General features: G+C 66.4%; 26 protein-coding genes and 1 other RNA gene. 14 read left to right on the forward strand and 13 right to left on the reverse strand.

Annotated elements, in window-relative coordinates:
• Position 1 precedes the first annotated feature (1 nt).
• From ACQR0Z_RS04310 to tkt, 8 genes are all read right to left on the reverse strand, one after another.
• A complete protein-coding gene (locus tag ACQR0Z_RS04310) occupies positions 2–679 on the reverse strand; it encodes a thiamine phosphate synthase (RefSeq protein WP_434917781.1) in 678 nt (225 codons plus the stop codon).
• Positions 680–1,702, reverse strand: a complete 1,023-nt coding sequence (locus tag ACQR0Z_RS04315; RefSeq protein ID WP_434917782.1) for a class I fructose-bisphosphate aldolase — start codon at positions 1,700–1,702, stop codon at positions 680–682.
• A 455-nt stretch (positions 1,703–2,157) separates the two neighbouring features.
• The gene (gene fba / locus ACQR0Z_RS04320) at positions 2,158–3,225 is read right to left on the reverse strand and encodes a class II fructose-bisphosphate aldolase (protein ID WP_434856232.1); all 1,068 of its coding nucleotides are present in this window, start codon (positions 3,223–3,225) and stop codon (positions 2,158–2,160) included.
• Positions 3,226–3,436: 211 nt separating this feature from the next.
• A complete protein-coding gene (locus tag ACQR0Z_RS04325) occupies positions 3,437–3,706 on the reverse strand; it encodes a hypothetical protein (protein ID WP_434917783.1) in 270 nt (89 codons plus the stop codon).
• A gap of 45 nt (positions 3,707–3,751) precedes the next feature.
• A complete protein-coding gene (locus tag ACQR0Z_RS04330) occupies positions 3,752–4,942 on the reverse strand; it encodes a phosphoglycerate kinase (RefSeq protein ID WP_434917784.1) in 1,191 nt (396 codons plus the stop codon).
• A 27-nt stretch (positions 4,943–4,969) separates the two neighbouring features.
• Positions 4,970–5,113, reverse strand: coding sequence for a hypothetical protein (locus ACQR0Z_RS04335; RefSeq protein ID WP_434917785.1), 144 nt, complete (start codon positions 5,111–5,113; stop codon positions 4,970–4,972).
• Positions 5,114–5,223: 110 nt separating this feature from the next.
• Positions 5,224–6,231: a type I glyceraldehyde-3-phosphate dehydrogenase gene (gene gap, locus ACQR0Z_RS04340; RefSeq protein WP_434856228.1), complete on the reverse strand. Its 1,008-nt coding sequence runs from the start codon at positions 6,229–6,231 to the stop codon at positions 5,224–5,226.
• Between the two features lie 215 nt (positions 6,232–6,446).
• Entirely contained in the window at positions 6,447–8,432 is a 1,986-nt protein-coding gene (tkt, locus tag ACQR0Z_RS04345; RefSeq protein ID WP_434917786.1) for a transketolase, read from the reverse strand.
• Positions 8,433–8,702: 270 nt separating this feature from the next.
• Between tkt and ACQR0Z_RS04350 the strand changes: the two genes are divergently transcribed.
• Together ACQR0Z_RS04350 and ACQR0Z_RS04355 are read left to right on the forward strand one after the other, a co-directional pair.
• Positions 8,703–9,050, forward strand: a complete 348-nt coding sequence (locus ACQR0Z_RS04350) for a DUF4164 domain-containing protein (RefSeq protein WP_009029343.1) — start codon at positions 8,703–8,705, stop codon at positions 9,048–9,050.
• The gene (locus ACQR0Z_RS04355) at positions 9,047–9,430 is read left to right on the forward strand and encodes a cell division protein ZapA (RefSeq protein ID WP_434856226.1); all 384 of its coding nucleotides are present in this window, start codon (positions 9,047–9,049) and stop codon (positions 9,428–9,430) included. The genes ACQR0Z_RS04350 and ACQR0Z_RS04355 overlap by 4 nt, the downstream gene beginning before the upstream one ends.
• Before the next feature lie 133 nt (positions 9,431–9,563).
• Here ACQR0Z_RS04355 and ACQR0Z_RS04360 read toward each other — a convergent pair whose 3' ends face one another.
• Together ACQR0Z_RS04360 and ACQR0Z_RS04365 are read right to left on the reverse strand one after the other, a co-directional pair.
• On the reverse strand, positions 9,564–9,950 hold the full coding sequence (locus ACQR0Z_RS04360) for an ester cyclase (protein ID WP_434917787.1): 387 nt from the start codon (positions 9,948–9,950) through the stop codon (positions 9,564–9,566).
• A gap of 67 nt (positions 9,951–10,017) precedes the next feature.
• Entirely contained in the window at positions 10,018–10,221 is a 204-nt protein-coding gene (locus tag ACQR0Z_RS04365) for a hypothetical protein (protein WP_434879949.1), read from the reverse strand.
• Between the two features lie 207 nt (positions 10,222–10,428).
• Here ACQR0Z_RS04365 and ACQR0Z_RS04370 point away from each other — a divergent pair, with 207 nt between their 5' ends.
• The gene (locus ACQR0Z_RS04370; RefSeq protein WP_434917788.1) at positions 10,429–11,703 is read left to right on the forward strand and encodes a serine hydrolase domain-containing protein; all 1,275 of its coding nucleotides are present in this window, start codon (positions 10,429–10,431) and stop codon (positions 11,701–11,703) included.
• A gap of 3 nt (positions 11,704–11,706) precedes the next feature.
• A complete protein-coding gene (locus ACQR0Z_RS04375; RefSeq protein ID WP_434879947.1) occupies positions 11,707–12,348 on the forward strand; it encodes a glutathione S-transferase family protein in 642 nt (213 codons plus the stop codon).
• Positions 12,349–12,501: 153 nt separating this feature from the next.
• On the opposite strand, the gene ACQR0Z_RS04380 is transcribed toward ACQR0Z_RS04375, so the two are convergent.
• Together ACQR0Z_RS04380 and ACQR0Z_RS04385 are read right to left on the reverse strand one after the other, a co-directional pair.
• Positions 12,502–13,749 carry a TAXI family TRAP transporter solute-binding subunit gene (locus ACQR0Z_RS04380; RefSeq protein WP_434917789.1) on the reverse strand — a complete coding sequence of 416 codons (1,248 nt, stop codon included), beginning with the start codon at positions 13,747–13,749 and terminating at the stop codon, positions 12,502–12,504.
• Positions 13,750–13,860: 111 nt separating this feature from the next.
• The gene (locus ACQR0Z_RS04385) at positions 13,861–14,316 is read right to left on the reverse strand and encodes a DsrE family protein (RefSeq protein WP_434917790.1); all 456 of its coding nucleotides are present in this window, start codon (positions 14,314–14,316) and stop codon (positions 13,861–13,863) included.
• Between the two features lie 1,411 nt (positions 14,317–15,727).
• Between ACQR0Z_RS04385 and ssrS the strand changes: the two genes are divergently transcribed.
• From ssrS to ACQR0Z_RS04400, 3 genes are all read left to right on the forward strand, one after another.
• Positions 15,728–15,889: non-coding RNA, 6S RNA (gene ssrS / locus ACQR0Z_RS04390), on the forward strand.
• A 104-nt stretch (positions 15,890–15,993) separates the two neighbouring features.
• On the forward strand, positions 15,994–16,575 hold the full coding sequence (locus tag ACQR0Z_RS04395) for a 5-formyltetrahydrofolate cyclo-ligase (protein ID WP_434879961.1): 582 nt from the start codon (positions 15,994–15,996) through the stop codon (positions 16,573–16,575).
• A gap of 1 nt (position 16,576) precedes the next feature.
• Positions 16,577–17,401 (forward strand): TIGR00282 family metallophosphoesterase, encoded by an 825-nt coding sequence (locus ACQR0Z_RS04400; RefSeq protein WP_434879945.1) that lies wholly within the window; start codon positions 16,577–16,579, stop codon positions 17,399–17,401.
• A gap of 41 nt (positions 17,402–17,442) precedes the next feature.
• On the opposite strand, the gene ACQR0Z_RS04405 is transcribed toward ACQR0Z_RS04400, so the two are convergent.
• The gene (locus ACQR0Z_RS04405) at positions 17,443–19,188 is read right to left on the reverse strand and encodes a methyl-accepting chemotaxis protein (RefSeq protein WP_434917791.1); all 1,746 of its coding nucleotides are present in this window, start codon (positions 19,186–19,188) and stop codon (positions 17,443–17,445) included.
• 227 nt (positions 19,189–19,415) lie between these two features.
• On the opposite strand from ACQR0Z_RS04405, the gene ACQR0Z_RS04410 reads away from it, so the two are divergent.
• From ACQR0Z_RS04410 to ybgC, 7 genes are all read left to right on the forward strand, one after another.
• Entirely contained in the window at positions 19,416–20,162 is a 747-nt protein-coding gene (locus ACQR0Z_RS04410) for a YebC/PmpR family DNA-binding transcriptional regulator (RefSeq protein WP_009026704.1), read from the forward strand.
• A gap of 74 nt (positions 20,163–20,236) precedes the next feature.
• A complete protein-coding gene (gene ruvC, locus ACQR0Z_RS04415) occupies positions 20,237–20,764 on the forward strand; it encodes a crossover junction endodeoxyribonuclease RuvC (RefSeq protein ID WP_172109985.1) in 528 nt (175 codons plus the stop codon).
• On the forward strand, positions 20,761–21,378 hold the full coding sequence (gene ruvA, locus ACQR0Z_RS04420) for a Holliday junction branch migration protein RuvA (protein ID WP_434917792.1): 618 nt from the start codon (positions 20,761–20,763) through the stop codon (positions 21,376–21,378). The genes ruvC and ruvA overlap by 4 nt, the downstream gene beginning before the upstream one ends.
• Before the next feature lie 46 nt (positions 21,379–21,424).
• Positions 21,425–21,844, forward strand: a complete 420-nt coding sequence (locus ACQR0Z_RS04425) for a cytidine deaminase (RefSeq protein WP_434856215.1) — start codon at positions 21,425–21,427, stop codon at positions 21,842–21,844.
• Positions 21,841–22,890: a Holliday junction branch migration DNA helicase RuvB gene (gene ruvB / locus ACQR0Z_RS04430; protein ID WP_434917793.1), complete on the forward strand. Its 1,050-nt coding sequence runs from the start codon at positions 21,841–21,843 to the stop codon at positions 22,888–22,890. The genes ACQR0Z_RS04425 and ruvB overlap by 4 nt, the downstream gene beginning before the upstream one ends.
• An 83-nt stretch (positions 22,891–22,973) precedes the next feature.
• Positions 22,974–23,894 carry a metallophosphoesterase gene (locus ACQR0Z_RS04435; RefSeq protein WP_434917794.1) on the forward strand — a complete coding sequence of 307 codons (921 nt, stop codon included), beginning with the start codon at positions 22,974–22,976 and terminating at the stop codon, positions 23,892–23,894.
• A 60-nt stretch (positions 23,895–23,954) separates the two neighbouring features.
• On the forward strand, positions 23,955–24,404 hold the full coding sequence (gene ybgC, locus ACQR0Z_RS04440) for a tol-pal system-associated acyl-CoA thioesterase (RefSeq protein WP_434879941.1): 450 nt from the start codon (positions 23,955–23,957) through the stop codon (positions 24,402–24,404).
• Position 24,405: the final 1 nt, after the last annotated feature.

Raw genomic sequence — 24,405 nt, forward strand, 5'->3', positions numbered from 1 at the left:
GTCAGCTCTGCCCGGCCACGGCGACCGGCGCGGCCGCATGGGCGTTCCGGATCACGGTGCCGATCTCGGCCAGCGCCGCGGCAGGCCCGCGGGCGTCGTTCCAGACGAGGTCGTCGACCAGCACGAAGTCCGCTCCGGCCGCGACGAAATCGGCGGCTTCCTTCAGCGAGATCGCGTAGCCGACGCAGGGCGGCTCGAACAGCTCGGCCCACCAGGCCAGCCGCTCGTTGACCGCATCCGGCGACGGCCGCCGGCCGTGCGCATCGCGCTCGCCGAACAGCACGTAATCGGCGCCGAGCTCGCCCGCGCGCATCGAATCATGCCGCGTCGACAGGCCGCCGCCGCCGGCGATGCGGTCCGGCTTCAGACCCGGCAAGGCCTCCTCCAGGGCGGCGATGCCGGTCAGATGTGCCCCATCCGCCCCGGCGCGGGCGACAATGTCGGGATGGCCGTCGATCAGCAGGGCAGCGCCGGTGCCCTGGATCGCGGGCGCCAGCGCCTTGACCGTCGTGATCATGCTGCGGGGGTCACTCTCCTTCAGCCGCACCAGCACCGCGGCCACGTCGGCGCTGGCGAGGATCGCCGGCAGGCTGGCGGCAAGGGCCGCCGCGTCGGTGACGACGGGCGTCGCGAGATAGAGGCGCGGCTCGGGCCGCGCGGATGTGGTCTTGGCGGTCACTTATGCAGCCTCGTGCTCGAGCGCCGGCGTCCATTGGCCGAGGCTCGCCTTCGCGTTCATGCGGGCGCGGTGGGTGAAGGCGCGCTGGCCCGCGGAGGCATTCTCGGCCTTGCCCGACCAGGCGCGCTGAGGCGCGGCCTGCAGCGCGCGGCCATAGGAGAAGGTGAGCTTCCACGGCAACGGATCCCGCCGGTTCATCGCATCGAGATGGGCCGTGGCCTGCGCCTCGGTCTGTCCACCGGACAGGAAGGCGATCCCGGGCACCGCTGTGGGCACGCACTCCTTGAGCAGCCGGATGGTCTTTTCCGCCACTTCTGCCACGTCGGCCTGCTCGGGGCATTTCTGGCCGGAGACCACCATGTTGGGCTTCAGGATCATGCCTTCCAGCGCGACCCTTTGCAGGCGCAGTTCACCGAACACCTCGTTCAGAACGCGGCGCGAGACATCGAAGCAGCGATCGACGGTGTGATCGCCGTCCATTAGCACCTCGGGCTCGACGATCGGCACGAGACCGGCGGCCTGGCACAGCGCCGCGTAGCGGCCGAGCGCATGTGCATTGACATGAACGGCGGTCATCGAAGGCAGCGTGTCCTTGTCGATCTCGATCACGGCCCGCCATTTGGCGAAGCGCGCGCCTAGCGCGTAGTACGCTTGCAGCCGATCCGCAAGCCGGTCGAGGCCGACCGTGACAGTCTCGCCCGGGCAGGCGGGCAGCGGCTGGGTGCCCTCGTCGACCTTGATGCCGGGAATGCTGCCGGCGCGCTTGATCAGCTCGACTAGCGGTGTGCCGTCGGCGGCCTCCTGGCGGATCGTCTCGTCATAGAGAATGACGCCGGAGATCGAGGCCATGCCCTCGCTGCGAAACAGCATCTCGCGATAGTCGCGACGGCTCTGCTCGGTCGACTCGACGTGGATGGCATCGAAGCGCTTCTTGATCGTCCCCGTCGATTCATCGGCGGCGAGGATACCCTTGCCGGGCGCGACCATGGCAAGGGCGGTGGTGTTCAGTGCGGAGAGATTCATGCGTGGCTCCAGACACCTGCCCTGCCCATCAAAATAGACGGTTCTCGGGCGGTTGCCGAGCAAACATTGGCCGCAGGTAAGGCAGCCTCTCGGAGAGGTGAAGGAGAGGTTGCTTATTTACGCAATCTCTCACCTCCGCGGCGGTCTGCTCCCCTCCCCCTTGCGGGGAGGGGTCGGGGGTGGGGGACTCCGGGCGCTGAATTCAGTGAGATGCGACGAGAATCCTCAGCGGTCCAACCGTCGAATGCTCGCGAAGTACGATCACGCCTCAATACCACTCATCGGAGCCCGATGGACCTAAGCGCAACATCGAACCCATTACTGATAGTCCGACTCGGGGACCCCCACCCCCGACCCCTCCCCGCAAGGGGGAGGGGAGCTCACTGCCGTTGCGGCGACGACCGCGACTCTCAACGATGCATGCGCGAACGATGCGAGTGGCGCGAGCGATGCGCTCACGCCACCTTTGGATCGAGCTCGCCCTTGGCGTAGCGCTTGGCCATTTCCGCGGTGGTCAATACGCGCTTGATCTTGCCGGCTTGGCCCGCGGTGTTGAACTCCTCGAAGCGCTGCTTGCAGAGCTTGGTCATCGCTTCCATCGCCGGCTTCAGGTACTTGCGCGGATCGAACTCTTCCGGGTGCTGCGACAGCACCTTGCGGATCTGGCCGGTCATCGCCATGCGGTTGTCGGTGTCGATGTTGATCTTGCGCACACCGTTCTTGATGCCGCGCTGAATCTCGGCGACCGGCACGCCCCAGGTCGGCTTCATCTTGCCGCCGAAGGAGTTGATGATCTCCTGCAGGTCCTGCGGCACCGACGATGAGCCGTGCATCACGAGATGCGTGTTCGGCAGCTTGCGGTGGATCTCCTCGATCACGTTCATGGCGAGGATGTCGCCGTCCGGCTTGCGCGTGAACTTGTAGGCGCCATGCGAGGTGCCCATGGCGATCGCGAGCGCGTCGACCTTGGTCTCCTGAACGAACTTCACGGCCTCGTCGGGATTGGTCAGCAGCTGGTCGTGCGACAGCTTGCCCTCGGCGCCGTGGCCGTCTTCCTTGTCGCCCATGCCGGTCTCGAGCGAGCCGAGCACGCCGAGCTCGCCCTCGACCGAGATGCCGCCGAGATGCGCCATCGTCGTCACGGTCCTGGTGACGCCGACATTGTACTCCCAGTCGCCGGGGGTCTTGCCGTCGGCCTTCAGCGAGCCGTCCATCATCACCGAGGTGAAGCCGGACTGGATCGCGGTCATGCAGGTCGCCGGCTCGTTGCCGTGGTCGAGATGCACGCAAATCGGGATCTGCGGATAGATCTCGGTCAGCGCGTCCATCATGTGCTTGAGCATGACGTCGTTGGCATAGGCGCGGGCGCCGCGCGAGGCCTGGATGATGACCGGCGACTCCGTCGAGCTCGCCGCTTCCATGATGGCCAGCGCCTGTTCCATGTTGTTGATGTTGAAGGCCGGGACGCCGTAATCGTGCTCCGCCGCGTGATCGAGCAATTGACGCAACGTAATACGAGCCATGGCTGGAACTCCCTGATGAAGAATTGGACCGTGCGGCGGCTGACGCACGCCTCGAAATCGCTGCACCGTGCATAACGCGGTGGTGAACGGAATCCAAGGGTGGCGGCGACGCAGCCGGGACAAGCAAGTGCTTGGGCGTTGTTTAGGTTAGCAGCGAGAGCGTATTCTGTCGGCTGACAACGCCATGGGGGCGAGCGCTGGTCTTGGCAGTTCAGCTCTTCCTGGCTTCGAGAGCCGCCATGCGCTCTTCAACCGCGCTGACCCGCTCGTCGAAATCACTCGCCGCGGCGCGCATCATCACCAGCATGCCAGCGGAATCGCGGCGCTGTTTGCGGATTAAAGTCTCCAGGGCGTCGAGCCGCTTTTCTGTCGATTCTCTAAACGAGCCGAGCTCCGATCGAAACTCCGCTCGGAGCGCAACGATGCTCTCCTGGATCTTGATCAGGATCTGCTGGACAGCGTCTGTCGGGGTCTCGGCCATGGGTGGAACATAACAGAAACATCCATGGCCGACAAGCTCAGAGTCTCAGGCTTTCAGCACCTCAACGCCGGGCAGCGGCTTGCCTTCCATCCATTCGAGGAAGGCGCCGCCTGCGGTCGAGACGTAGCTGAAATCGCCGGCCACGCCGGCCTGGTTGAGGGCCGCGACGGTGTCGCCGCCGCCGGCCACCGAGATCAGCTTCTTGGCCTTGGTGCGCTCCGCCGCGTGCTTGGCGGCGACCATCGTGCCTCGGTCGAATGGCGTCAGCTCGAAGGCGCCGACCGGACCGTTCCAGACCAGGGTCGCGGCGTCATCGATCGCGGCATGGATGCGCGCGGTCGATTGCGGGCCGACGTCGAGGATCATGCTGTCAGGCGGGATCGCGTCGAGGCCGTAGGCGAACGACGGCGAGTTGGCCGCGAAGTGGAACGACACGGTGGCGTCGACGGGCAGGATGATGGCGCAGTTCGACGCCTCCGCCTTGTCCATGATCCGCAGTGCGGTGGCGGCGAGATCCTTCTCGGCCAGCGACTTGCCGATCTGCACGCCCTGCGCATGCAGGAAGGTGTTGGCCATGCCGCCGCCGATGACGAGCGCGTCGACCTTGGTGACGAGGTTCTCCAGGAGGTCGATCTTGGTCGAGACTTTGGCGCCGCCGACGATCGCGATCACCGGCTTGGCGGGCCGGCCCAGCGCCTTCTCGAGCGCGTCGAGCTCGGCCTGCATGGTGCGGCCGGCATAGGCCGGCAGCTTGTGGCCGAGGCCCTCAGTCGAGGCGTGGGCGCGGTGCGCGGCCGAGAACGCGTCGTTGACCCAGATGTCACCGAGCTTGGCGAGCTCGGCGACGAAGGCCGGATCGTTCTTCTCTTCCTCTTTGTGGAAGCGGGTGTTCTCAAGGCACAGCACATCGCCGTCTTTCATCGCGGCGATCGCGTTTGCCGCCGGCTCGCCGATGCAATCATCGGCGAAGGCGACCGGGCGCTTGATCACTTGCGACAGCGCCGCCGCGACGGGCTTCAGCGAGTCCTTGGCGTCGCGGCCCTTCGGCCGGCCGAAATGCGCGAGCAGGATGACCTTGCCGCCCTTGGTCGCCATCTCGTTGATGGTCGGCGCGACGCGCTCCAGGCGCGTGGCGTCGGTGACGTGGCCATTCTCCATGGGCACGTTGAGATCGACGCGCAGCAGCACGCGCTTGCCTTTGACATCGACGTCATCGAGGGTTCGGAATTGGGTCATTGAAGCCACCGTAATACGAGGGACTCATCAGCGGTGATTAAATCCGTCGGTGTTCTCCGGCGGACTGCCTTCCGGTTTGGTCGTCACCCGCATGCCCTGGCGGAAGCCATAGGCGATCAAGCCGATCAGCAGCAGTACGCCGGGGATGCCGAGCCAATTTGGAAGGGTCATGTCGCTTCCTCGGAACGTCATTCCGGGGCGATGCGAAGCATCGAACCCGGAATCTCGAGATTCCGGGTCTGGTCCTTCGGACCATCCCGGAATGACGATCGAGAATGCAGTTACAGCAGCTTGCCCATCGCGACGGCCGTGTCGGCCATGCGGTTCGAGAAGCCCCACTCGTTGTCGTACCAGGACATCACGCGCACGAGGTTGCCGTTCATGACCTTGGTCTGGTCCATATGGAACGTCGAGGAGTGCGGGTCGTGGTTGAAGTCGATCGAGACGTTCGGCGCGGTGGTGTAGCCGAGCACGCCCTTGAGCTCCTGCTCGGCGGCGCGCTTGATCGCCTCGTTGATCTCCTTCGGCTCGGTGTTGCGCTTGGCGACGATCTTGAGGTCGACCACCGAGACGTTCGGCGTCGGCACGCGGATGGCGACGCCGTCGAGCTTGCCCTTGAGCTCCGGCAGCACCAGGCCGATCGCCTTGGCGGCGCCGGTCGAGGTCGGGATCATCGACATCGCCGCCGCGCGGCCGCGATAGAGATCCTTGTGCATCGTGTCGAGCGTCGGCTGGTCGCCGGTGTAGGCGTGGATCGTGGTCATGAAGCCGGTCTCGATGCCGACGGTGTCGTTCAGCACCTTGGCGACCGGCGCCAGGCAGTTGGTGGTGCACGAGCCGTTCGAGACGACGAGATGATCCTTCGTCAGCGTCGTGTGGTTGACGCCGTAGACGATGGTGGCGTCGGCGCCGTCGGCCGGGGCCGAGACCAGCACGCGCTTGGCGCCGGCGGTCAGATGCGCGGAAGCCTTGTCCTTGGAGGTGAAGATGCCGGTGCATTCCAGCGCGATGTCGACGCCGAGGTCCTTCCACGGCAGCTTCGACGGATCACGCTCGGCGGTGACCTTGATCTTGCCGCTGCCGATATCGATGCTGTCGCCGTCGACCGTCACGGTGTGGGGGAAACGGCCGTGCACGCTGTCGAAGCGCAGCAGGTGGGCATTGGTCTCGACCGGGCCGAGATCGTTGATGCCGACCACCACGATGTCCTTGCGACCCGATTCCGCGATGGCGCGCAGAACGTTGCGGCCGATGCGGCCAAACCCGTTGATCCCGACCCGGACTGCCATGTTCGTCTCCTTCAATGACGTTTCTCGTCCCCCGCAGCCGCCCCTGGCGAAGGGCTCTACGAGGGTTTGGACCTGGTGACGCCCGGTTCTGCCGGGCGGGAGCGGACGATATGCGCCTTTCGTAGTCCTTTTTTTGCGTCCGCTCAACCGTCGCGAATCAGTTGGCCGCGCGGGGCTCTCGATGTGGTGAACCGCCGCGCGATGTCTGGGATGCTTTACGCCAGCCGTTGCACCGCCGCCTCGACGGCCGCCTCGGCGGTGATGCCGAAATGCTTGTAGAGCTCCTTGGCGGGACCGCTCTCGCCGAATGAATGCATGCCGATGAAGATGCCGTCCTGGCCGATCACGGCGTCCCAGCCCCAGCGCACCGCGGCTTCGATCGCGATCTTGACCGGCGCGTTGCCGATGATCTTGGCCTTCGCCTCGGCCGGCTGCTCCAGCAGCAGCTCCAGCGACGGCACCGACACGACGCGGGCGGGGATGCCGCGCTCGGCGAGCTGCTTCTGCGCGGCGACCGCAATCTCGACCTCGGAGCCGGTCGCGAACAGCGACACCTTGGCCTCGCCCTGGGCTGCGACCAGCTCATAGCCGCCATGGCTGCAGGGATTGTCGGCGGGGGCATTGGTGCGCAGCTGCGGCAGGTTCTGCCGCGTCAGCGCCAGCACCGTGGGGCCGTTGGTGCGGTTGAGCGCCAGCTCCCAGCATTCTGCGGTCTCGACCGCGTCGGCCGGGCGGAACACGCGCATGTTCGGGATCGCACGCAGCGCCGCGAGATGCTCGACCGGCTGGTGCGTCGGGCCGTCCTCGCCCAGGCCGATCGAATCGTGCGTCAGCACGTAGACGACGCCCGCGCCCATCATCGCCGACAGCCGCATCGCACCGCGGGCGTAGTCCGAGAACACCAGGAAAGTGGCGCCGTTCGGCGCGAAGCCGCCATGCAGGAAGATGCCGTTCATGGCCGCGGCCATGCCGTGTTCGCGGATGCCGTAATGGATGAAGCGGCCCTTCGGCGTCTTGGCCGAGAACGAGGTGGCCGATTTCGCCTTGTTGTTGTTGGAGCCGGTGAGGTCGGCGGAGCCGGCCACGAATTCGAACGGCATCGCCGCCGCGATCACTTCGATCGCCGCTTCCGACGATTTGCGAGTGGCGATGTTGAGCGGATTTTCCAGCAGCGCCTTCTTGTGGTCCTTCAGCGCCTTTGCCAGCGCGGCGGGCCGCTCGTGGCGCAGCCGGCGCTCGAACTCGGCGCGCTTGCGCGGGCCCATGTCGGCAAGCCGCGTCTCCCACTCGGTCCGCGCAGCCGCGCCGCGGCGGCCGGCCTCGCGCCAGGCGGCGAGCACGTCGTCGGGCACGGAGAACGGCTCCTGCGAAATGCCGAGCTTCTCCTTGGCGCCCTTCAGCTCCTCGGCGCCGAGCGCCTCGCCATGCACCTTCGAGGTGCCGGCCTTGGTCGGCGCGCCGTAGCCGATCGTGGTCTTGCAGGCGATCAGCGACGGCTTCGAGGACTTCTGTGCCCGCGCGATCGCCGCGGCAATCGCCTCCGGGTCATGGCCGTCGATCAGCTCGGCGGCCCAGCCGCACGCCTTGAAGCGCTTCACCTGGTCGACGGAGTCGGCGATCGACAGCGGGCCGTCGATCGAGATGCCGTTGTCGTCCCACAGCACGATCAGCTTGTTGAGCTTCCAGTGCCCGGCCATCGCAATCGCTTCCTGGGAGATGCCCTCCATCAGGTCGCCGTCGGAGGCCAGCACGTAGGTGTGATGGTCGACGATCTTCTTGCCGTACTCCGCCTGCAGCATCTTCTCGGCCAGCGCCATGCCGACCGCGGTGGAAATGCCCTGGCCGAGCGGGCCGGTGGTGGTCTCGATGCCCTTGGTGCGGAAATTCTCCGGATGGCCCGGCGTGAGCGAATCGACCTGGCGGAAGCGCTTGATCTGGTCGAGCGTCATCTCCTCGTTGCCGGTCAGATACAGCAGCGCGTAGAGCAGCATGGAGCCGTGGCCGGCCGACAGCACGAAGCGGTCGCGGTCCGGCCAGGCGGGCGCGGCCGCATCATATTTCAGCACGCGGGTGAACAGCACGGTGGCGACGTCGGCGGCACCCATCGGCAGGCCGGGATGACCCGATTTCGCCTTTTCGACGGCGTCCATTGCGAGCGCGCGGATGGCATTGGCCATGCGGGAGTGATCGACCTGCGTCATGCTGGAATCCGTCCAAACGTGAAATGCTGATGACAGGAGAGCCGCCGGTATCGCTGGCGGGCCGGGATTTTGCGGCTGATTAGCACCTCAGTTCCGGGAATCAAAGGCAATGCAACGTCCCGGGCGTCCCAAAAGTTGCTTAGTAGTGCATAGTTTCGGCCGAGCGTTGCGCTTGGCTCGCCCAGCACGTAAGATTCTCCTCCTAAGCGCTTGCCGGACAGCGGCTTTTGTCGCAATCCGGGCGTGGTGGAAGGGCCTCGCATCCGTGTCATGAACGATCACCCTGCCAATCTTGCCGGCCAGGTGGAACCCGGCGCTGCCGATCTGGAGGCGGCGACGCGGCGCCTCATGACGGCGCTCGACGCGCTGGAGAGTGCGGTCGAGCGGCGGCGCGAGGCCGATCGCGACGAGGATGAGCTTGCGACGCGGATCCAGGCACTCGGCGCCGACCGCTCGCGCCTCGCCGACGAGCTCGACGGTTCCCTGATGAAGACGCGCCGGCTGGAGCGCACCAACCGCGAGATCGCCGAGCGCCTCGACACCGCGATCGGCACCATCCGCGCGGTGCTCAATGGCGCCGGCCAGGACGGCGCCGAAGACGACGAGGATGACGAATGAGCCACATCAACGTCACCATCAACGGCCGCCAATACCGCATGGCCTGCGAGGAGGGCCAGGAGCTGCGGCTGCTCAAGCTCGCCGAGAGTCTCGAGACGCGCATCACCAATCTGCGCGGCAAGTTCGGCGAGATCGGCGACGCGCGGTTGACGGTGATGGCCGCGCTCACCGTCTGCGACGAACTGATCGACGCCAATCAGCGCGTGCAGACATTGGAGCAGGAGCTCGAAAGCCTGCGCAACGTCCGCAGCCAGTCCGCCGACCGCGCCCGCGCCACGCAGGTCGCGGTGGCGAAGGCCCTGAACGCCGCGGCCGAGCGCATCGAGCGTACGACGCAGGTGCTGAACCGCACCATCGGTGGTGGGGTGGCGATCGGGTAGGGCAGGCGAACTAATAAATTCTGGTTTTGCGCGATCTCTGTCGACTTGCTCCGTCATTGCGAGCGCAGCGAAGCAATCCAGGGCCGAGCAAGGACTCTGGATTACTTCGCAGCGCTCGCAATGACGATCGTAGTCAGAGCTGCGCCTCGATCGCTGCCTTGTCGATGACCGACCACACTTGCGCGATCCTGCCATCGCGGAATTCGTAGAACACGTTCTCGCTGAAGGCGACGCGCCGGCCGTTCACGGGCAGGCCGAGGAATTCGCCCTTCGGCGTGCAGTCGAAGTCCAGCCGGCTCGCGATGCGCGGCGGGTCGGACAGCAGCAGGCCGATGTTGAAGCGGAGATCGGGAATGTCGGCGAAGTTGCCGATCAGCATGTCGCGATAGCCGGTCAGTCCGAGCTCTCGGCCATTGTGGATGACGCGCTCATGCACGAAATCGCCAAGCGCCGGCCAGGCCTGCGCATTCAGGCAGACGATATAGGCGCGATAGTGATTGGCGAGCTCGGCTGCGGTCATCGGCTGCGCTTCATTCGGAACGAGAATGGGCCAACCTCTCGCAAGGGCAACGGTTCCGGGGACGTGATCAGAGACCTTCCAGGATCAGTGCGATCAGCTCCAACGGAAATGCTGCGGCCAGCGCGCCGATGACCAGGCCGACAAGGCCCAGCACCACCGCGCCGATCCAGCCGCCGGAGTGAAGGCCAACGGCGACGCCCACGAATGCTCCGGTGGCCACCGCACACACAGCCCAGATCGCGTGAACGACCCGTCCGATCGCCTTCAGCATGCGTGACCTCGCGTAGCAGCGGGCCTCACCCGTCCCCCAATCATGGGTCTTGCCACACGGCGATTGTGCAGCAGCGAATGCGATCACATCGGCGCGATGCGTCGTGTTGCGAGCGCTTGTCGTTCGCTGCGTGCTGCCCTACTCCTTAGGCAGGCGGACATCGTCGAATCCCGTGACCACAAGCGGGATCGTGTCCGCCTCAGGGAGGTGCTCTTGAACAGACTGATCCTCGCGGCGGCCGCCGCGGCCGTCACCGCGCTCGCCACGCCGCTCGCCGCCGCGCCGCTGCCCGAAGCCAAACCGGACGAGGTCGGCTTTTCGCAATCCGGCCTTGCCCGCATGGACGATTTCTTCGCCCGCGAGATCGCGGCCAAGCGTGTGCCCGGCGCGGTCGTCGCGATCGCCCGTGACGGCAGACTGGTGCACTACAAGGCCTATGGCCAGCTCGATCCGGTCAAGGGCACGCCGATGCCGCTGGACGCGATCTTCGCGCTGGCGTCGATGACCAAGCCGATGGCGGCGGTGGCGGGGCTCACCCTGATGGAGCAGGGCAGGCTGCCGCTGCAGGCGAAGCTCGCCGACTACTATCCCGCGTTCGCCGACATGAAGGTCGGCGTGGTGCAGGAGAACGGCGCGCTGCAAATGGTGCCGCAGGCGAGGCCGATCCTGATCCACGATCTCTATCGCCACACCTCGGGCCTGATGTATGGCGGCCGGCCCGACAGCGCGAGCCCCGTGGCGCGGCTCTATCCAGACGGCATCGCGCCGGCGATCGAGGGCGACACCCAGGCCTTCATCGAGCGCCTGACCAAACTGCCGCTGGCGCATCAGCCGGGGACGCAGTTCGAATATGGCTTCTCGATCGACGTGCTCGGCGCCGTCGTCGAGAAGGTCAGCGAGCAGCGGCTCGGCGAATATCTGTCGAACAACGTCTGGAAGCCGCTCGGCATGCAGGACGCGACGTTCGCGCCGACAGACGCCCAGCGGCCGCGTCTGGCGCGGCCGTTCCCGAACGATCCGCTGACCGGCAAACCGCAGGCGATCAGGCTTCTGGATGTCACGACCAAGTCGGACTGCGGCGGCGCCTGCTCGTTCGCCACCATCGGCGACTACATCCGCTTCGGCCAGATGCTGCTCAATGGCGGCGAGCTCGATGGCGCGCGGATCCTCAGCCCGAAGACGGTACACCACATGACCTCGAACCATCTCGGGCCCGAGATCAAGAACACGGTGGCCAACATCGAGCCGCATCGCGCCGGCTTCGGCTTTGGACTGAGCGTCGCCGTGCGGACCAGCGAAGGCCTGTCGGCGGTGCCCGGCAATCCCGGCGAGTTCAGCTGGAATGGCGCCTTCGGCACGCAGTTCTTCTGCGATCCCAAGGAGCGGCTCGTGGTGGTGGTCGGCACGGCCGCTCCCGGCGATCTGCGCAAATATTATCGCGAGCAGGTGCAGGACATCGTCTACGGCGCCATGGTAAAGTAGCGCATGCTCACCGTACATCATCTCGGCAAGTCCCAATCCGAACGCATCGTCTGGCTCTGCGAGGAGCTGGAGATTTCCTACGAGTTGAAATGCTACACGCGCGACGCCAGGACCATCCTGGCGCCGGCGGAGTACAAGGCGCTGCATCCGATCGGCGCCGCGCCGGTCATCACCGATGGTGATCTCGTGCTCGCCGAATCCGGCGCCGTGGTCGAGTACATCCTCGCGAAATACGGCCAGGGCCGGCTGCGGCCGGGGCCCGAGGATGCGAACTTCGCGGCGTATCTCTATTGGTTCCACTTCGCCAACGGCACGTTGCAGGCCGCGATGGGGCGCGTGATGATCCTCAACCGGCTCAACCTGCCGGACGACAATCCGCTGCTCGGCGCCATGCGCGCACGGCTCGGCCTCGCCTTCGCCGCCGTCGAGACCCGCTGCGGCGAGGCCGACTATCTCGCGGGCGACGCGCTCACCGCCGCTGACATCATGTCGGTGTTCTCACTCACCACCATGCGCTACTTCCTGCCCTACGATCTCGGACCCTATCCCAACATCCGCGCCTACCTGTCGCGGATCGCCGCCCGCCCGGCCTATCAGCGGGCGATGGCGAAGGGTGACCCGGGGATGGAGTTGCTGTTGAGCTGATCGAGCACGGCCGCACCTCGCTTCTGCACGGCGACTATCTGTGACTCTTTCTTGCAGGGCGACGCAGAGCGCGGCACGACCGGTCAGCTCCCTCTCCCCGTGAAGAACGGGGAGAGGGAGCTGACTGCCCGAGCCGCTGTCACCGTCTACTCTTCACTTCTGCCGCTTGCGGCTCCATTCCAGGAATGAGCGGTACAGCTCCTCCTTCTCGGCCTTGGAGGTCGGCGCCTTCGCCTGCGACGCCAGAAACGCCTCGAAGCGCTCCTGCTGCGCGAGGCTGCCGGGCGCGGCCGGGGTGAGGCCGACATCGGCTTCCTTTCGCATCCGCTCCAGCACGATGTCGACATAGGGATAGCGCTGCCAGCCCGGCACCTGCGCCTCGAGATTGAGGTCCTTCCAGCCGGGATGGAACGGCGGCTGCTGCAGCCGCGCGAGGTTGGTGAACAGCGTGTCGACGAAGCGGTTGACGCGGTCGGCGCGGTCGCTGCCGGGCTTCCAATTGTACACCGCCAGCACCGAGGGGACGGCGATGGTCTCCACCGCGGTGTCCGGCGCCACCAGCCCGGGATAAGTCTCCGCCTTGATGCTGGTCGGATAGTAGAAGTCCGCGAACTGCTGCGTATACGGCACCGGCACGAAGTGGAATCCCGGATCGGACTTCTTGCCGCTGAACAGCTCGCCTGGCTTGGAGGCGACATACACCATCGCGGCGATTTCGCCCTTGTGCAGCTTTTCCAGCGCGACCGGACCGCCGACGGGCACGGTCTCGATGTCGATGCCGAGCCGCCGGAAGATCAGCGGTCCGGTGTGCGCGGCGGCCACCCCCGAGGTGCCGACCGCGATCTTCTGGCCCTTGAGATCCTGCAGCGTCTTGAACTCCTCGCGCGCATAGATGTGCACGTCGGAGATGAAGAAGCGCAGCACGTAGCGGATGCGGTCGTTGATGTTCGAGAGCCCGGCCTGCTTGGCATAGAAGTCGAAGGCGTCGGCATAGGTGATGCCGACATCGACGCCGCGCAGATACAGGAGGTCGGCGATGTTCGACGTCGTCCCGCGCGTCACCATCGGAATCAGGCGCATGTTGTCGCCGTCGTCCATCGTGCGCGCCATTTCGCTGGCGAAGCGGACGAAGCCGCCGTCCGGCAGGCCGGCGGCGAGTCCCACGGTCCATTGATTCATCCGCGCCTTGATCGCGACCTCGTCCGACGCGCTGCGCGGCTCGGCCGCGCGGGCCTCGATGATCCGCGGCTCGACGGCACGCCGGTCCGGCGCGCGCGCGGGTTTCAGCGACAGTGGCGCCGCAGGCTGATCCTGCGCGAGCGCGGCGGTCTGGGCGGTGAACAGGACAGCAGAGGTCATTGCCAGCGCCATCAGCGCTGGGCCAGCGAACGTTCGACGCATGATGTTAGTCCCCGATCGCGTCTGCCCCCGCGAGCAGACTGGCTTTAGATTTTCAATCTAAGGTCGTATATCTGTGCGACGTAAACCTGGCGGATTTGGGGCGACAACTACCTAGGGTTTCAGGTAGCTCCAGCCGCTCTCCTGCAGCTCCATCAATCGCACGGCGCCGGACGGCACCAGGCTCGCCTCAGAGACGATCGCGATCGGATGCCCCTCGCGCTTCTCCATGCCGCGCTTGGTGATGTTGCAGGCGGAGAACCTGATCTTGGCGGGAAAGCTGAGCTCGGCGATCTGCTTGACCCGGTCTTTCACCGGCGACGTGTCTTCGCGCAGCATGTTCAGGCCGGGTCCGTAGGTGACGAGCTCGATCTCGACCTCCTCGCCCTTCTCCTTGAACGTCTCCATGATGTTGGTGGCGTTGTTGAGCGCCAGATTCATCACCGCGGGATCGTTCTGATCGACCTGAATCGCGACGCGGTGAATCTTGACGTCGGCAGCGGGGCTCGCACCCGCCGATACGATCAGCAGCACGCAGGCCGCCGTGAGAGCTTTGAGTTCGAAGCGCATGCCAGGACTCCAGTGTACGCAACAGGAATGCACGATAACAGGCATTGGATGTAGTTAAGATTTTCTACAACCTCCGCTGCCAACCGATGAGCCCCAATCATGGCGAGACTATGCGCAATCGACGCGGCGTTGCCGCGTGGGCGCCGCGATGATGCTGGCGGGTGATCACGCGCGATTGCCCGGGGCTGGGGAATGTCGTGTGTGCCACCGCCCTCGCCATGCACACGCTGTCGTCAAGGCGGGCGCAGGGACCCATATCCACCGCTATTAGTTGGCTGCACTCAACGACTGCCATCGTGCCATTATGGATGGATTCCGCGGTGATCCGGCGTTCGCCGGGATGACGGCGGAGTGTTGGAATCCGTCATGGACGATCAATGCACGCAGCTCATCTCCCGACGGCCCGTCGGGCCATCTGCGCATGTCGGTCATGCGCCAACTGCCCGTCGCGTTACGATGTCGCAGCCGGCCTCACTTGTCGTGTCGGGCAAATCAGGTCGATGCTCTCGCTCGTCCTGCTGTCGCATGAGGGGCGTGTCGCGACCGTCACGAGACGTTGGCAGTGGGATGCGATGGGCGTGTGTCGACGCAGCGTGAAGCGATTTGCGCGGACGAACGGCGAGGCACGACCGGTCAAGTCGCGTGGTCCTGACACCCCGATGCTGGTGTCCAGCATGATGCGCGTGAGCGCGTCGTGCGACATGGTGGCCAACAAGCCCGGCGCACCAGGGAGATCGCGAAGCAGCCGTTCAACCATCGCGCAGGGGAGGCCGGGCGAGTCCGGCTGCACCTGTGGTACCTGCCGCCTGCATTTTTTCTCGCAGGCGGGCCATGGGCGTCAGCCGACGCCCGGCCTTCCCTGCGCCCTCTGTTGGAAGAGGGCGATCTCGATGACCCACTCGGACGCAAAGCGCCGCGAGAGTGCGAGCCCATGCCTGAAGCGGTCATTGGGATGTGCCCGTCGGAGGACGCGGAGATGATGAGGTCGAACGGTTTCGCCCAGTCCAGTGCCCGCGCCAGCGGGGCCTCATGGTTCGAGACGCGCCGCCGCGGGCACCTGTCGCGAGGCGGGCTACGGAGCACGGCGCTCCTCACCATGAGGGTCTGGCACCCAGCGGCGTCCTGCACACCGATCATGAACATGCCGAGAGAGGCGTTCGTGGACAGCCGCGTTATTCGGTCTCATGCTCCTTCGTCCCGCACGTTCTTGACCCTCACCCTGAGGAGCCCGCCGGAGGCGGGCGTCTCGAAGGGCGAGGCCCACGTCGTGGCCTCATGGTTCGAGACGCGCCGCAAGGCCGGCGCTCTTCGCCATCACGGGCAAGCGGTGAGGGCGGCTGGCGCCCCTCCATCCCGTCCCGTGGCTTCACAGAAGCTGGCAAAATCACCGCACCATGGTTACATTGCCCCGGCGAGGCTGCGACGCGCGTCCGGAACCAACATATCCCCGGGGCCTTATCGATCCTTAAGGGAACTGTCCCTGGCCAGGTCCGTGGACCTGGACATATGGTGCCCACCTACTTTCGTAGGGAACTCCGGGATCGAGCGTTTCAACGGCGATTGCGGCTTCGCTCTGATCTCTTGTCCAGTCCTCCCCGGTTGCCGACCTGCCGCGTTTGACGACAACGTCCGAATGCCCGCGCCCGCGCGTCCCAACGGAGGTCGCCTCGCATGCCGATGAAGGCCGCTCAGCATACCAAGCAGCAGCTTCGCGCGGCCGCCCTCGCCGCGCGTGACGCGCTCAGCGAGGAGGCCAGGTCCGCCGCCGCGGAGGCCATCGCCGCTCGCGGCCTGCCGTTCGCGCTCAAGCCGGGCGCGGTGGTCTCCGGCTACGCGCCGATTCGCAACGAGCTCGATCCGATGCCGCTGATGCGCGCGCTGGCCGGGCAGGGGGCGCGGCTCGCGCTGCCGGTGGTGCTGGCGCGCGGCCATTCGCTGTCGTTTCGCGCCTACGCGCCGGGTGACCGGTTGACGCTCGGCGCGCTCGGCATCCCCGAGCCGTCGCCCGTCGCGGCCGAGCTGGTGCCGGACATCATGCTGGTGCCGCTCGCCGCGTTCGACCGCACCGGTCATCGCATCGGCTATGGCGGCGGCTATTACGATTACACCTTTTCGCACCTGCGGAAGTCGCATCACGTGATCGGCGTCGGCCTCGGCTTCGCCGTGCAGGAAACCGAGGAGGTCCCGGCCTTGGCCCACGACGCCGCGCTGGATTATGTGCTAACCGAGCGCGAGACCTTGGATTTCCGGAGCATTTGAGTTGCGCATTCTCTTCGTCGGCGACGTCGTCGGCCGGGCCGGCCGCAGCGCCGTCACAGACCATCTTCCTGGCCTGATCCGCGACTGGCGGCTCGATCTCGTCATCGTCAATGGCGAGAACGCGGCCGGCGGATTCGGTATCACCGAGGCGATCTATCAGGAGCTGGTCGATGCCGGCGCCGACGCCGTCACGCTCGGCAACCATTCCTGGGACCAGCGCGAGGCACTGGTGTTCATCGAGCGCGCGCCGCGCCTGGTGCGCCCTGCGAACTATCCGCCCGGCACGCCCGGACGCGGCGCCGCGCTGGTCGAGGCCAAGACCGGCGCCCGCGCGCTGGTGGTCAATGTCCTGGGACGGGTGTTCATGACGCCGTTCGACGATCCGTTCGCGGCCATCGCGCGCGAGATCGGCGCCTGTCCGCTGCGCGAGGCTGCCGATGCCATCGTGGTCGATGTGCATTGCGAGGCCACCAGCGAGAAGCAGGGCTTTGGCCATTTCTGCGACGGCCGCGTCAGCCTCGTCGTCGGCACCCACACCCACGTGCCCACGGCCGATCACCAGATCCTGCCGGGTGGCACGGCCTACATGACCGACGCCGGCATGACCGGCGACTATGACTCCATCATCGGCATGCAGAAGGACGAGCCGCTGCGCCGCTTCCAGTCCGGCATCCCGTCGGCGCGGTTCGAGCCGGCGATGGGCGAGGCGACCTTGAGCGGCGTCGCGGTCGAGACCGACGACAGGACGGGCCTGGCAGAGAGGATTGCGCCGGTGCGCATCGGCGGCCGGCTGTCACAGACCAAGCCGTCGTTCTGGGGCGCCTGAGGCAGTGCGAGCGAGGCGTGGGACCGATGCTTCGCCTCATCTCACAATTTGTAGGCGGTGCGGAAGCCGCCCCAATGCCGGCCGCGGATGCGAATGGGGACATCGATCTCGCGCATCATGACGGTGTTGCCGTTGCCCATGTCGCGCGCGTAGCTCTGGATCAGATAGGGCCGCTGGTTGCGGCCCGCGGCAAGGCCCGCGGGATCGTTGAAGATGCGGCGGTTGCGGCTGTTGGCGGTGTTGAAGGCGACATCGCCCGGCCGCTGCGGATGCGAGTAGATTTTGTTGTGCACCGGCAGATAGCCGTTGCGATCGATCGCGACGCAGAACGCCATGCGCTGATCCCGGGCCAGGAACGCCTCCTGAAAGGCGGGCAGCGCGCGCTCGGCCCAGTCGAGGATGCGGCTGCGGTGCTGCTGCGGATTGGTGCCGGTGATCTCGACATAGTTGGTGTCGAACATGTCCTCGAGCGCGATCTCGCCGCGGGCGACGGCGCTCTCGAAGATGCGGTTGAGCTCGGTGCCGGCCTCCATGGCGCGGGCGACGAACTCGTTGTTCTCCTCGTGCAGCGCCCAGAGCTTGTCCTCGATCTTCTCGCGCAGCTCCGCGCCCGGTGCATCAAACCGCGCCTGCGCGCCGGCCTTGACCTGCTCGGTGATAACAAGCCGGCACGGGCCGACATCCTCCAGCACGGCGTCGAAGCGTTCGTTCACGGGCAGTCGGCTCGCCTCGGGCCCGGTGATCAGCACGCCGTCATTGGAGATCTCGTAAACCGGCGCGGTGATCGTGCGCCCGCCCGACTTGATCTCAAGCTTGAGATGGCAGGGCAGGCGCTCGCTGCCGCTGCGCGCGGTGCGGTCGCCCTGGCGCAGCAGCACGGCGCAGCGGGCCTTCAGCTTCTGGGCGTACATGGTCACCGCGCGGCCGGCGCTGGTGACGCGCTCGCCGTAACTCTCGGCCTGTTTCGTCGCGCTGCCGATATCGGCCGCGCTGTCGACGACCGAGGAGATGAATTGCGAGGCCTGCGCGGCATTCTGCGACATCTCGCCGGTGGTCTGGTTCTGCTCGGCCACCGCGCCGTTGACATTGGTGAAGACCGGCCGGATTGCCTCGATCGCCTGCGCAATGCGATGCACCGCATCGGCGGAGCCGGCCGCGTCCCTCTGCAGCGCCTCGATCTTGCGGGTGATCTCCTCGGTGGCGTTCTGGGTCTGCACCGCCAGCGCCTTGACCTCGGTCGCGACCACCGCGAAGCCGCGGCCGGCCTCGCCGGCCCGGGCGGCCTCGATCGTCGAGTTGAGCGCAAGAAGAGTGGTCTGGCGGGCAATCTGCGAGATCAGATTGACGACATTGCCGATCGCGGCCGAGGATTCGCGCAGCCGGTCGACGTTGTCGCGCGCCTCGCGGGCGGCGGCGCTGGCCTGGTCGGCGAGCTGGCCGGCGTCCTGGACCTGGGCGCGGATGCCATGGGCGGATTGGGTCACCTTCTCGGCGGCCTGGGCGAAGGTCGTGGCCGTGCCCTGCGCGGCGCTGCTGCGCCCGCTCAGCGCGTCGGCGCGCTGGCGGATGTCGGTCAGCGTGCCCGCGGTCGCCTCGGCGCCGTTGGCGACCGCATTGGCGGCGCGCTCAAGCTGGCGGATCATGCCGCCGAGCTCGAGCTCCAGGAGGTCGAGAATGGCCTTGGCCGAATCGTCCGGCGCTGCCGCCGGCTCGGGCGCGGCGACCGGTTTCGGCTCGACCACCTGCACGGGGGCAGGGGCACGTCTTGCAAGGAAAGCAAACGCCATTGGGGTGGACCCCTGGTCGCGCGTGAAAAGGTGCGGATGCGCGGTATCCTTGCACTTGACAGTGAAGCCATGGTTAACAATTGGCTTATGGGGCAAGGTGGCGCAGGGATCCCCCGGGGGACCGCTCACCCCCCTTGAAACCACCCCAAATCTTTGATTTTGACGATTCCCCGGCCTATAAGGCCGCGCTTCCCCACTGACCTCCAGACGATTGCAAGAGATCTCGCATGGCCGGCCATTCCCAATTCAAGAACATCATGCATCGCAAGGGTCGGCAGGATGCGATGAAGTCCAAGCTGTTCGGCAAGCTAGCGCGCGAAATCACCGTCGCCGCCAAGCTGGGCACGCCGGACCCGGCGATGAACCCGCGCCTGCGCGCCGCCGTGGTCGCCGCCCGCGCCGAGAACATGCCGAAGGACAATATCGAGCGCGCCATCAAGAAGGCGCTCGGCGGCGAGGGCGAGAACTACGCCGAGATCCGCTACGAAGGCTATGGCCCGGGCGGCGTCGCCGTGATCGTCGAGGCGCTGACCGACAATCGCAACCGCGCCGCCTCCGACATCCGCTCCTTCTTCACCAAGTCCGGCGGCAATCTCGGCGAAACCGGCTCGGTCTCGTTCATGTTCGACCGCGTGGGGATCATCGAATTCGACCGCAGCGTCGCCTCCGATGACGCCGTGCTGGACGCCGCGATCGAGGCCGGCGCCGACGACGTGATTTCGGGCGAGGGCGGCCACGAGGTCTATGCCTCGCCGGACAGTTTCCACGAGGTCGCCAAGAACCTCGAGGCCAAGTTCGGCGAGCCGCGCAAGGCGGCGCTGACCTGGAAGCCGCAGAACACGGTGGCGGTCGACGACGAGACCGGCGAGAAGCTGGTGAAGCTGATGGATCTGCTGAACGAGCACGACGACGTCCAGAACGTCTATGCCAATTTCGAGATTTCCGACGCGCTGATGGCGAAGATGGGCGGTTGACGGACGGTTAACCACGGGGCGTCCGCCGTTCCGTTTATGTTTCCACCAGGGCGGCGCGAGGCTATCTCTAACCCATGAAAGCCCAGCCGATTCGCGCAGCCGTCCGCATCATCGGGATCGATCCCGGCCTCCGCCGCACCGGCTGGGGCGTGATCGAGAGCGAGGGCAACCGGCTGATCTATGTCGGCTGCGGCTCGGTCGAGCCGCCCGACGACCTGCCGCTGGCGAACCGGCTGCTGGCGATCCACGAGGGGCTGGCGAAGGTGCTCGCCGACTTCCAGCCGCTGGAGGCGGCGGTCGAGCAGACCTTCGTCAACAAGGACGGCGTCGCCACCTTGAAGCTCGGCCAGGCCCGCGGCATCGCCATGCTGGCGCCGGCGATGTTCGGAATTTCGGTCGCCGAATACGCCCCCAATCAGGTCAAGAAGACCGTGGTCGGAGCAGGGCATGCCGACAAGGGCCAGATCGCGGTCATGCTGAAGATCCTGCTGCCCAAGGCCGAGCCGCCCTCGGCCGACGCGGCCGATGCGCTGGCCATTGCCATCACCCACGCCCATCACCGCCAGGGTCAGGCGCTGCGCATGAAGGTGGCCGGCCTATGATCGGCAAGCTCAAGGGGCTGATCGATTCCTACGCCGAGGATTTCGTGATCCTCGATGTCGGCGGCGTCGGCTACCAGGTGCACTGCTCGGCGCGCACGTTGCAGGCCTTGCCGTCCCCCGGCGAAGCCGCCACATTATCGATCGAGACCTATGTGCGCGAGGACCAGATCAAGCTGTTCGGTTTTCGCTCGGATGTCGAACGGGAATGGTTTCGTCTTTTGCAGACCGTGCAGGGCGTCGGCGCCAAGGTCGCTCTTGCCGTCCTTGGCACCTTGCCGCCGGCCGATCTCGCCAACGCGATCGCGCTGCGGGACAAGGCCGCGGTGGCGCGCACGCCGGGCGTTGGCCCGAAGGTCGCCGAGCGCATCGTCACCGAGCTGAAGGACAAGGCGCCGGCCTTCGCCGATGTCGATCCCGGCGTGGTCAAACTGTCTGGCGCGATCGAGGAGTCCCGCGCGCCGCAGCCGATCGCGGATGCGATCTCCGCGCTCATCAATCTCGGCTATGGCCAGCCGCAGGCGGCCGCCGCGATCGCCGCCGCCTCGCGTGCCGCCGGCGACAAGGCCGAGACCGCGCAACTCATCCGCCTCGGCCTCAAGGAGCTGGCGAAATAGCCGCGCGCCGCTGTGACGGGCGCGCAGAAGGACAATCATCTCGACCATGGTGAGCAAGAAGGACAAGGAGCTGATCGAGGCGGCGAAGTCGGCGGTAAAGAGCCGCTACCGCAACGATTGGCAGGAGGTCGGCGCGGCGATGCGCACCCGCGACGGCCGTATCATCACCGGCGTCAACATCGACGCCTATCTCGGCCGCAACGCCGTCTGCGCCGAAGCCATCGCCATCGGCCGCGCCATCACCGAGTTCGGCGACCATGGCATCGAGACCATCGTCGCGGTGCGTCATCCCAAGCCCGGCGAGCCCGGCGAGGTCGCCGTGGTCTCGCCCTGCGGCACCTGCCGCGAGCTGATCCATGACTACGACGCCAAGGCGCGCGTCATCGTGCCGTCCAACGGCAAGGGGCCTGCGACGGTGACCATCGGCGAGCTGCTGCCGAACAAATACCGGCGCGGCAACGAATGAAGCCGCCTGCGCGCATGGTGAGCCCGGAGCGGCGCTCCGACGATGTCGGCGACACCGCGCTGCGGCCGCAGCAGCTGTCGGAGTTCGTCGGCCAGCAGCAGGCGCGCGCCAATCTATCGATCTTCATCGAAGCGGCGCGCAAGCGCGGCGAGGCGCTCGACCACGTGCTGTTCGTCGGCCCGCCCGGGCTCGGCAAGACGACGTTGGCGCAGATCGTGGCGCGCGAGCTCGGCGTCGGATTTCGCGCGACATCCGGCCCCGTGATCGCCAAGGCCGGTGATCTCGCCGCGCTGCTCACCAATCTCGAAGAGCGCGACGTGTTGTTCATCGACGAGATCCATCGCCTCAGCCCGGCGGTCGAGGAGGTGCTCTATCCGGCGATGGAGGACTTCCAGCTCGATCTCATCATCGGCGAGGGCCCGGCGGCGCGGTCGGTGAAGATCGATCTTTCGAAGTTCACGCTGGTGGGCGCGACGACGCGCGCGGGTCTGCTCACCAATCCGCTGCGCGACCGTTTCGGCATTCCGATCCGGCTGAACTTCTACACGGTGGAAGAACTGGAAGGCATCGTCACCCGCGGCGCCCGCGTGCTCGGCGTCGGCATGACGCCTGATGGCGCCAACGAGATCGCCCGTCGCGCCCGCGGCACCCCGCGCATCGCCGGAAGACTGCTGCGGCGCGTGCGCGACTTCGCCTCGGCCGCCAATGCCAGCGCCATCGATCGCGCGATTGCCGATCACGCGCTGTGCGCGCTGGAGGTGGATGCCGCCGGGCTCGATGCGATGGACCGGCGCTATCTTTCGACCATCGCGCTGAACTACGGCGGCGGGCCGGTCGGCGTCGAGACCATGGCGGCGGCGCTCTCCGAGCCGCGCGACGCCATCGAGGACATCATCGAGCCCTATCTCATCCAATGCGGCTATCTGCAGCGCACCCCGCGCGGCCGGCTGCTGACCTCGCATGCCTTCAAGCACCTCGGCATGGCCGAGCCAGCCAACCGCGATTCCACCCAGATCGGCCTGTTCGGGAATGACGACGATGATTAACGAATCTGCTGACAATCTGCACAGACGCACCCGAAATCGGTTGCAATGAACGAGGAAAAGGATTGCGTGCGAGGAGTTCGTCCATGCTGTCACGCCGCCGCTTTCTGAAATTCTCGGGCGCTTTCGCCGCCACCGGTTTTTCCACCGCGACCTACGGAGTCGGCATTGAGCCGCTCCGCCTCGGCGTGACCGACTACCACGTTCGCCCGCGCAACTGGCCGGTCGGCTTCAAGCTGAAGATCGCGGCGATCGCGGACATCCACGCCTGCGATCCCTGGATGTCGCTGATGCATATCGACGGCATCGTCCAGCGCACCAATGCGCTGAAGCCGGACCTGATCGTCCTGCTCGGCGACTACGTGGCCGGTCATCGGCATCATCTCGGCCGGATCGACGCCGCGGCGTGGGCGCCGGTGCTCGGCGGCCTCAAGGCGCCGCTCGGCGTCCACGCCATTCTGGGCAATCACGACTACTGGGACGACAAGACGGTGCAGCGCGACGGTCACGGCGCACCATACGCACAGAAGGCGCTCGAGGCTGCCGGCATCCCGGTCTATGAGAACGAGGTCGTCCGACTCACCAAGGATGGCCATGCCTTCTGGCTGGCCGGCCTCGGAGATCAACTCGCCTACATGGCCGCGCGGCGGTTTCGCCCGGTGCCGCGGATCGGGATTGATGATCTTGCTGGCACGCTACGCAAGGTCACGGACGGTGCGCCGGTCATCTTGCTGGCGCATGAGCCTGACGTCGCATTGCGTGTCCCGTCGCGGGTCTCGTTGCAACTGTCCGGTCATACGCATGGTGGCCAGGTGCGCGTGCTCGGCTGGTCGCCCGCCGTGCCGGCCCGCAACGGAGTCGACCTTGCTTATGGCCACATCCGCACGCAGTGCGACGTGATCGTCTCCGGTGGTCTCGGCTGCAGCCTGATGCCCGTGCGGATCGGGATGCCGCCTGAGATCGTGCAGGTCACCGTCGGCGGGGAACCGATGGAGGTGACCTCTTGAGCTTGCGCTCGCGGCTCACTTGCGCGAAACGATCGCATTTCCGGCGATCGAGGATTTCCAGTGACCCAACCCCATCTCGACGGCGAGATCCGCGACGGCCGCCACCACATGCAGGTGCGCGTCTACTACGAGGACACCGATTTTTCAGGCATCGTCTACCACGCCAATTACCTCCGCTTCATGGAGCGCGGCCGCACCAATCACCTGCGGCTGATGGGTGCGGAGCAGCATGCCCTCTTTGCGGAGGCCGCCAGCGAAGTCCCGGGCTTCGCCTTCGTCGTGCGTTCGATGACTTTGGACTTCCTGCGCCCGGCGCGGATGGACGACGTGCTCGATGTCGTGACATGGCCGATCGCGGTCAAGGGCGCGTCGATCACGCTGGCGCAGGAGGTGCGGCGGGCTGAGGAGGTGCTCGTCAAGGCCGACGTCCGCGTCGCCTTCATCAGCGGCGGCAGGGCGCAGCCGATCCCGAAGGCGCTGCGCGACCTGATGAAGGCGGACCTCGCTTAGC

Origin of the sequence: Bradyrhizobium sp. HKCCYLS3077 (assembly GCF_051167555.1) — a bacterium.
GTDB lineage: Bacteria > Pseudomonadota > Alphaproteobacteria > Rhizobiales > Xanthobacteraceae > Bradyrhizobium.

Coding starts and splice junctions, on each gene's coding strand:
- ACQR0Z_RS04435 (WP_434917794.1), top strand. CDS start 22,974: ATGCTGTCACGCCGCCGCTTTCTGAAATTCTCGGGCGCTTTCGCCGCC.
- ACQR0Z_RS04330 (WP_434917784.1), bottom strand. CDS start 4,942: ATGACCCAATTCCGAACCCTCGATGACGTCGATGTCAAAGGCAAGCGC.
- gap (WP_434856228.1), bottom strand. CDS start 6,231: ATGGCAGTCCGGGTCGGGATCAACGGGTTTGGCCGCATCGGCCGCAAC.
- tkt (WP_434917786.1), bottom strand. CDS start 8,432: ATGACGCAGGTCGATCACTCCCGCATGGCCAATGCCATCCGCGCGCTC.
- ruvA (WP_434917792.1), top strand. CDS start 20,761: ATGATCGGCAAGCTCAAGGGGCTGATCGATTCCTACGCCGAGGATTTC.
- ACQR0Z_RS04365 (WP_434879949.1), bottom strand. CDS start 10,221: ATGCTGAAGGCGATCGGACGGGTCGTTCACGCGATCTGGGCTGTGTGT.
- ACQR0Z_RS04315 (WP_434917782.1), bottom strand. CDS start 1,702: ATGAATCTCTCCGCACTGAACACCACCGCCCTTGCCATGGTCGCGCCC.
- ACQR0Z_RS04405 (WP_434917791.1), bottom strand. CDS start 19,188: ATGGCGTTTGCTTTCCTTGCAAGACGTGCCCCTGCCCCCGTGCAGGTG.
- ACQR0Z_RS04395 (WP_434879961.1), top strand. CDS start 15,994: ATGAAGGCCGCTCAGCATACCAAGCAGCAGCTTCGCGCGGCCGCCCTC.
- ACQR0Z_RS04355 (WP_434856226.1), top strand. CDS start 9,047: ATGAGCCACATCAACGTCACCATCAACGGCCGCCAATACCGCATGGCC.
- ACQR0Z_RS04425 (WP_434856215.1), top strand. CDS start 21,425: ATGGTGAGCAAGAAGGACAAGGAGCTGATCGAGGCGGCGAAGTCGGCG.
- ruvC (WP_172109985.1), top strand. CDS start 20,237: ATGAAAGCCCAGCCGATTCGCGCAGCCGTCCGCATCATCGGGATCGAT.
- ACQR0Z_RS04375 (WP_434879947.1), top strand. CDS start 11,707: ATGCTCACCGTACATCATCTCGGCAAGTCCCAATCCGAACGCATCGTC.
- fba (WP_434856232.1), bottom strand. CDS start 3,225: ATGGCTCGTATTACGTTGCGTCAATTGCTCGATCACGCGGCGGAGCAC.
- ACQR0Z_RS04360 (WP_434917787.1), bottom strand. CDS start 9,950: ATGACCGCAGCCGAGCTCGCCAATCACTATCGCGCCTATATCGTCTGC.
- ACQR0Z_RS04335 (WP_434917785.1), bottom strand. CDS start 5,113: ATGACCCTTCCAAATTGGCTCGGCATCCCCGGCGTACTGCTGCTGATC.
- ACQR0Z_RS04410 (WP_009026704.1), top strand. CDS start 19,416: ATGGCCGGCCATTCCCAATTCAAGAACATCATGCATCGCAAGGGTCGG.
- ruvB (WP_434917793.1), top strand. CDS start 21,841: ATGAAGCCGCCTGCGCGCATGGTGAGCCCGGAGCGGCGCTCCGACGAT.
- ACQR0Z_RS04350 (WP_009029343.1), top strand. CDS start 8,703: ATGAACGATCACCCTGCCAATCTTGCCGGCCAGGTGGAACCCGGCGCT.
- ACQR0Z_RS04385 (WP_434917790.1), bottom strand. CDS start 14,316: ATGCGCTTCGAACTCAAAGCTCTCACGGCGGCCTGCGTGCTGCTGATC.
- ACQR0Z_RS04325 (WP_434917783.1), bottom strand. CDS start 3,706: ATGGCCGAGACCCCGACAGACGCTGTCCAGCAGATCCTGATCAAGATC.
- ACQR0Z_RS04380 (WP_434917789.1), bottom strand. CDS start 13,749: ATGCGTCGAACGTTCGCTGGCCCAGCGCTGATGGCGCTGGCAATGACC.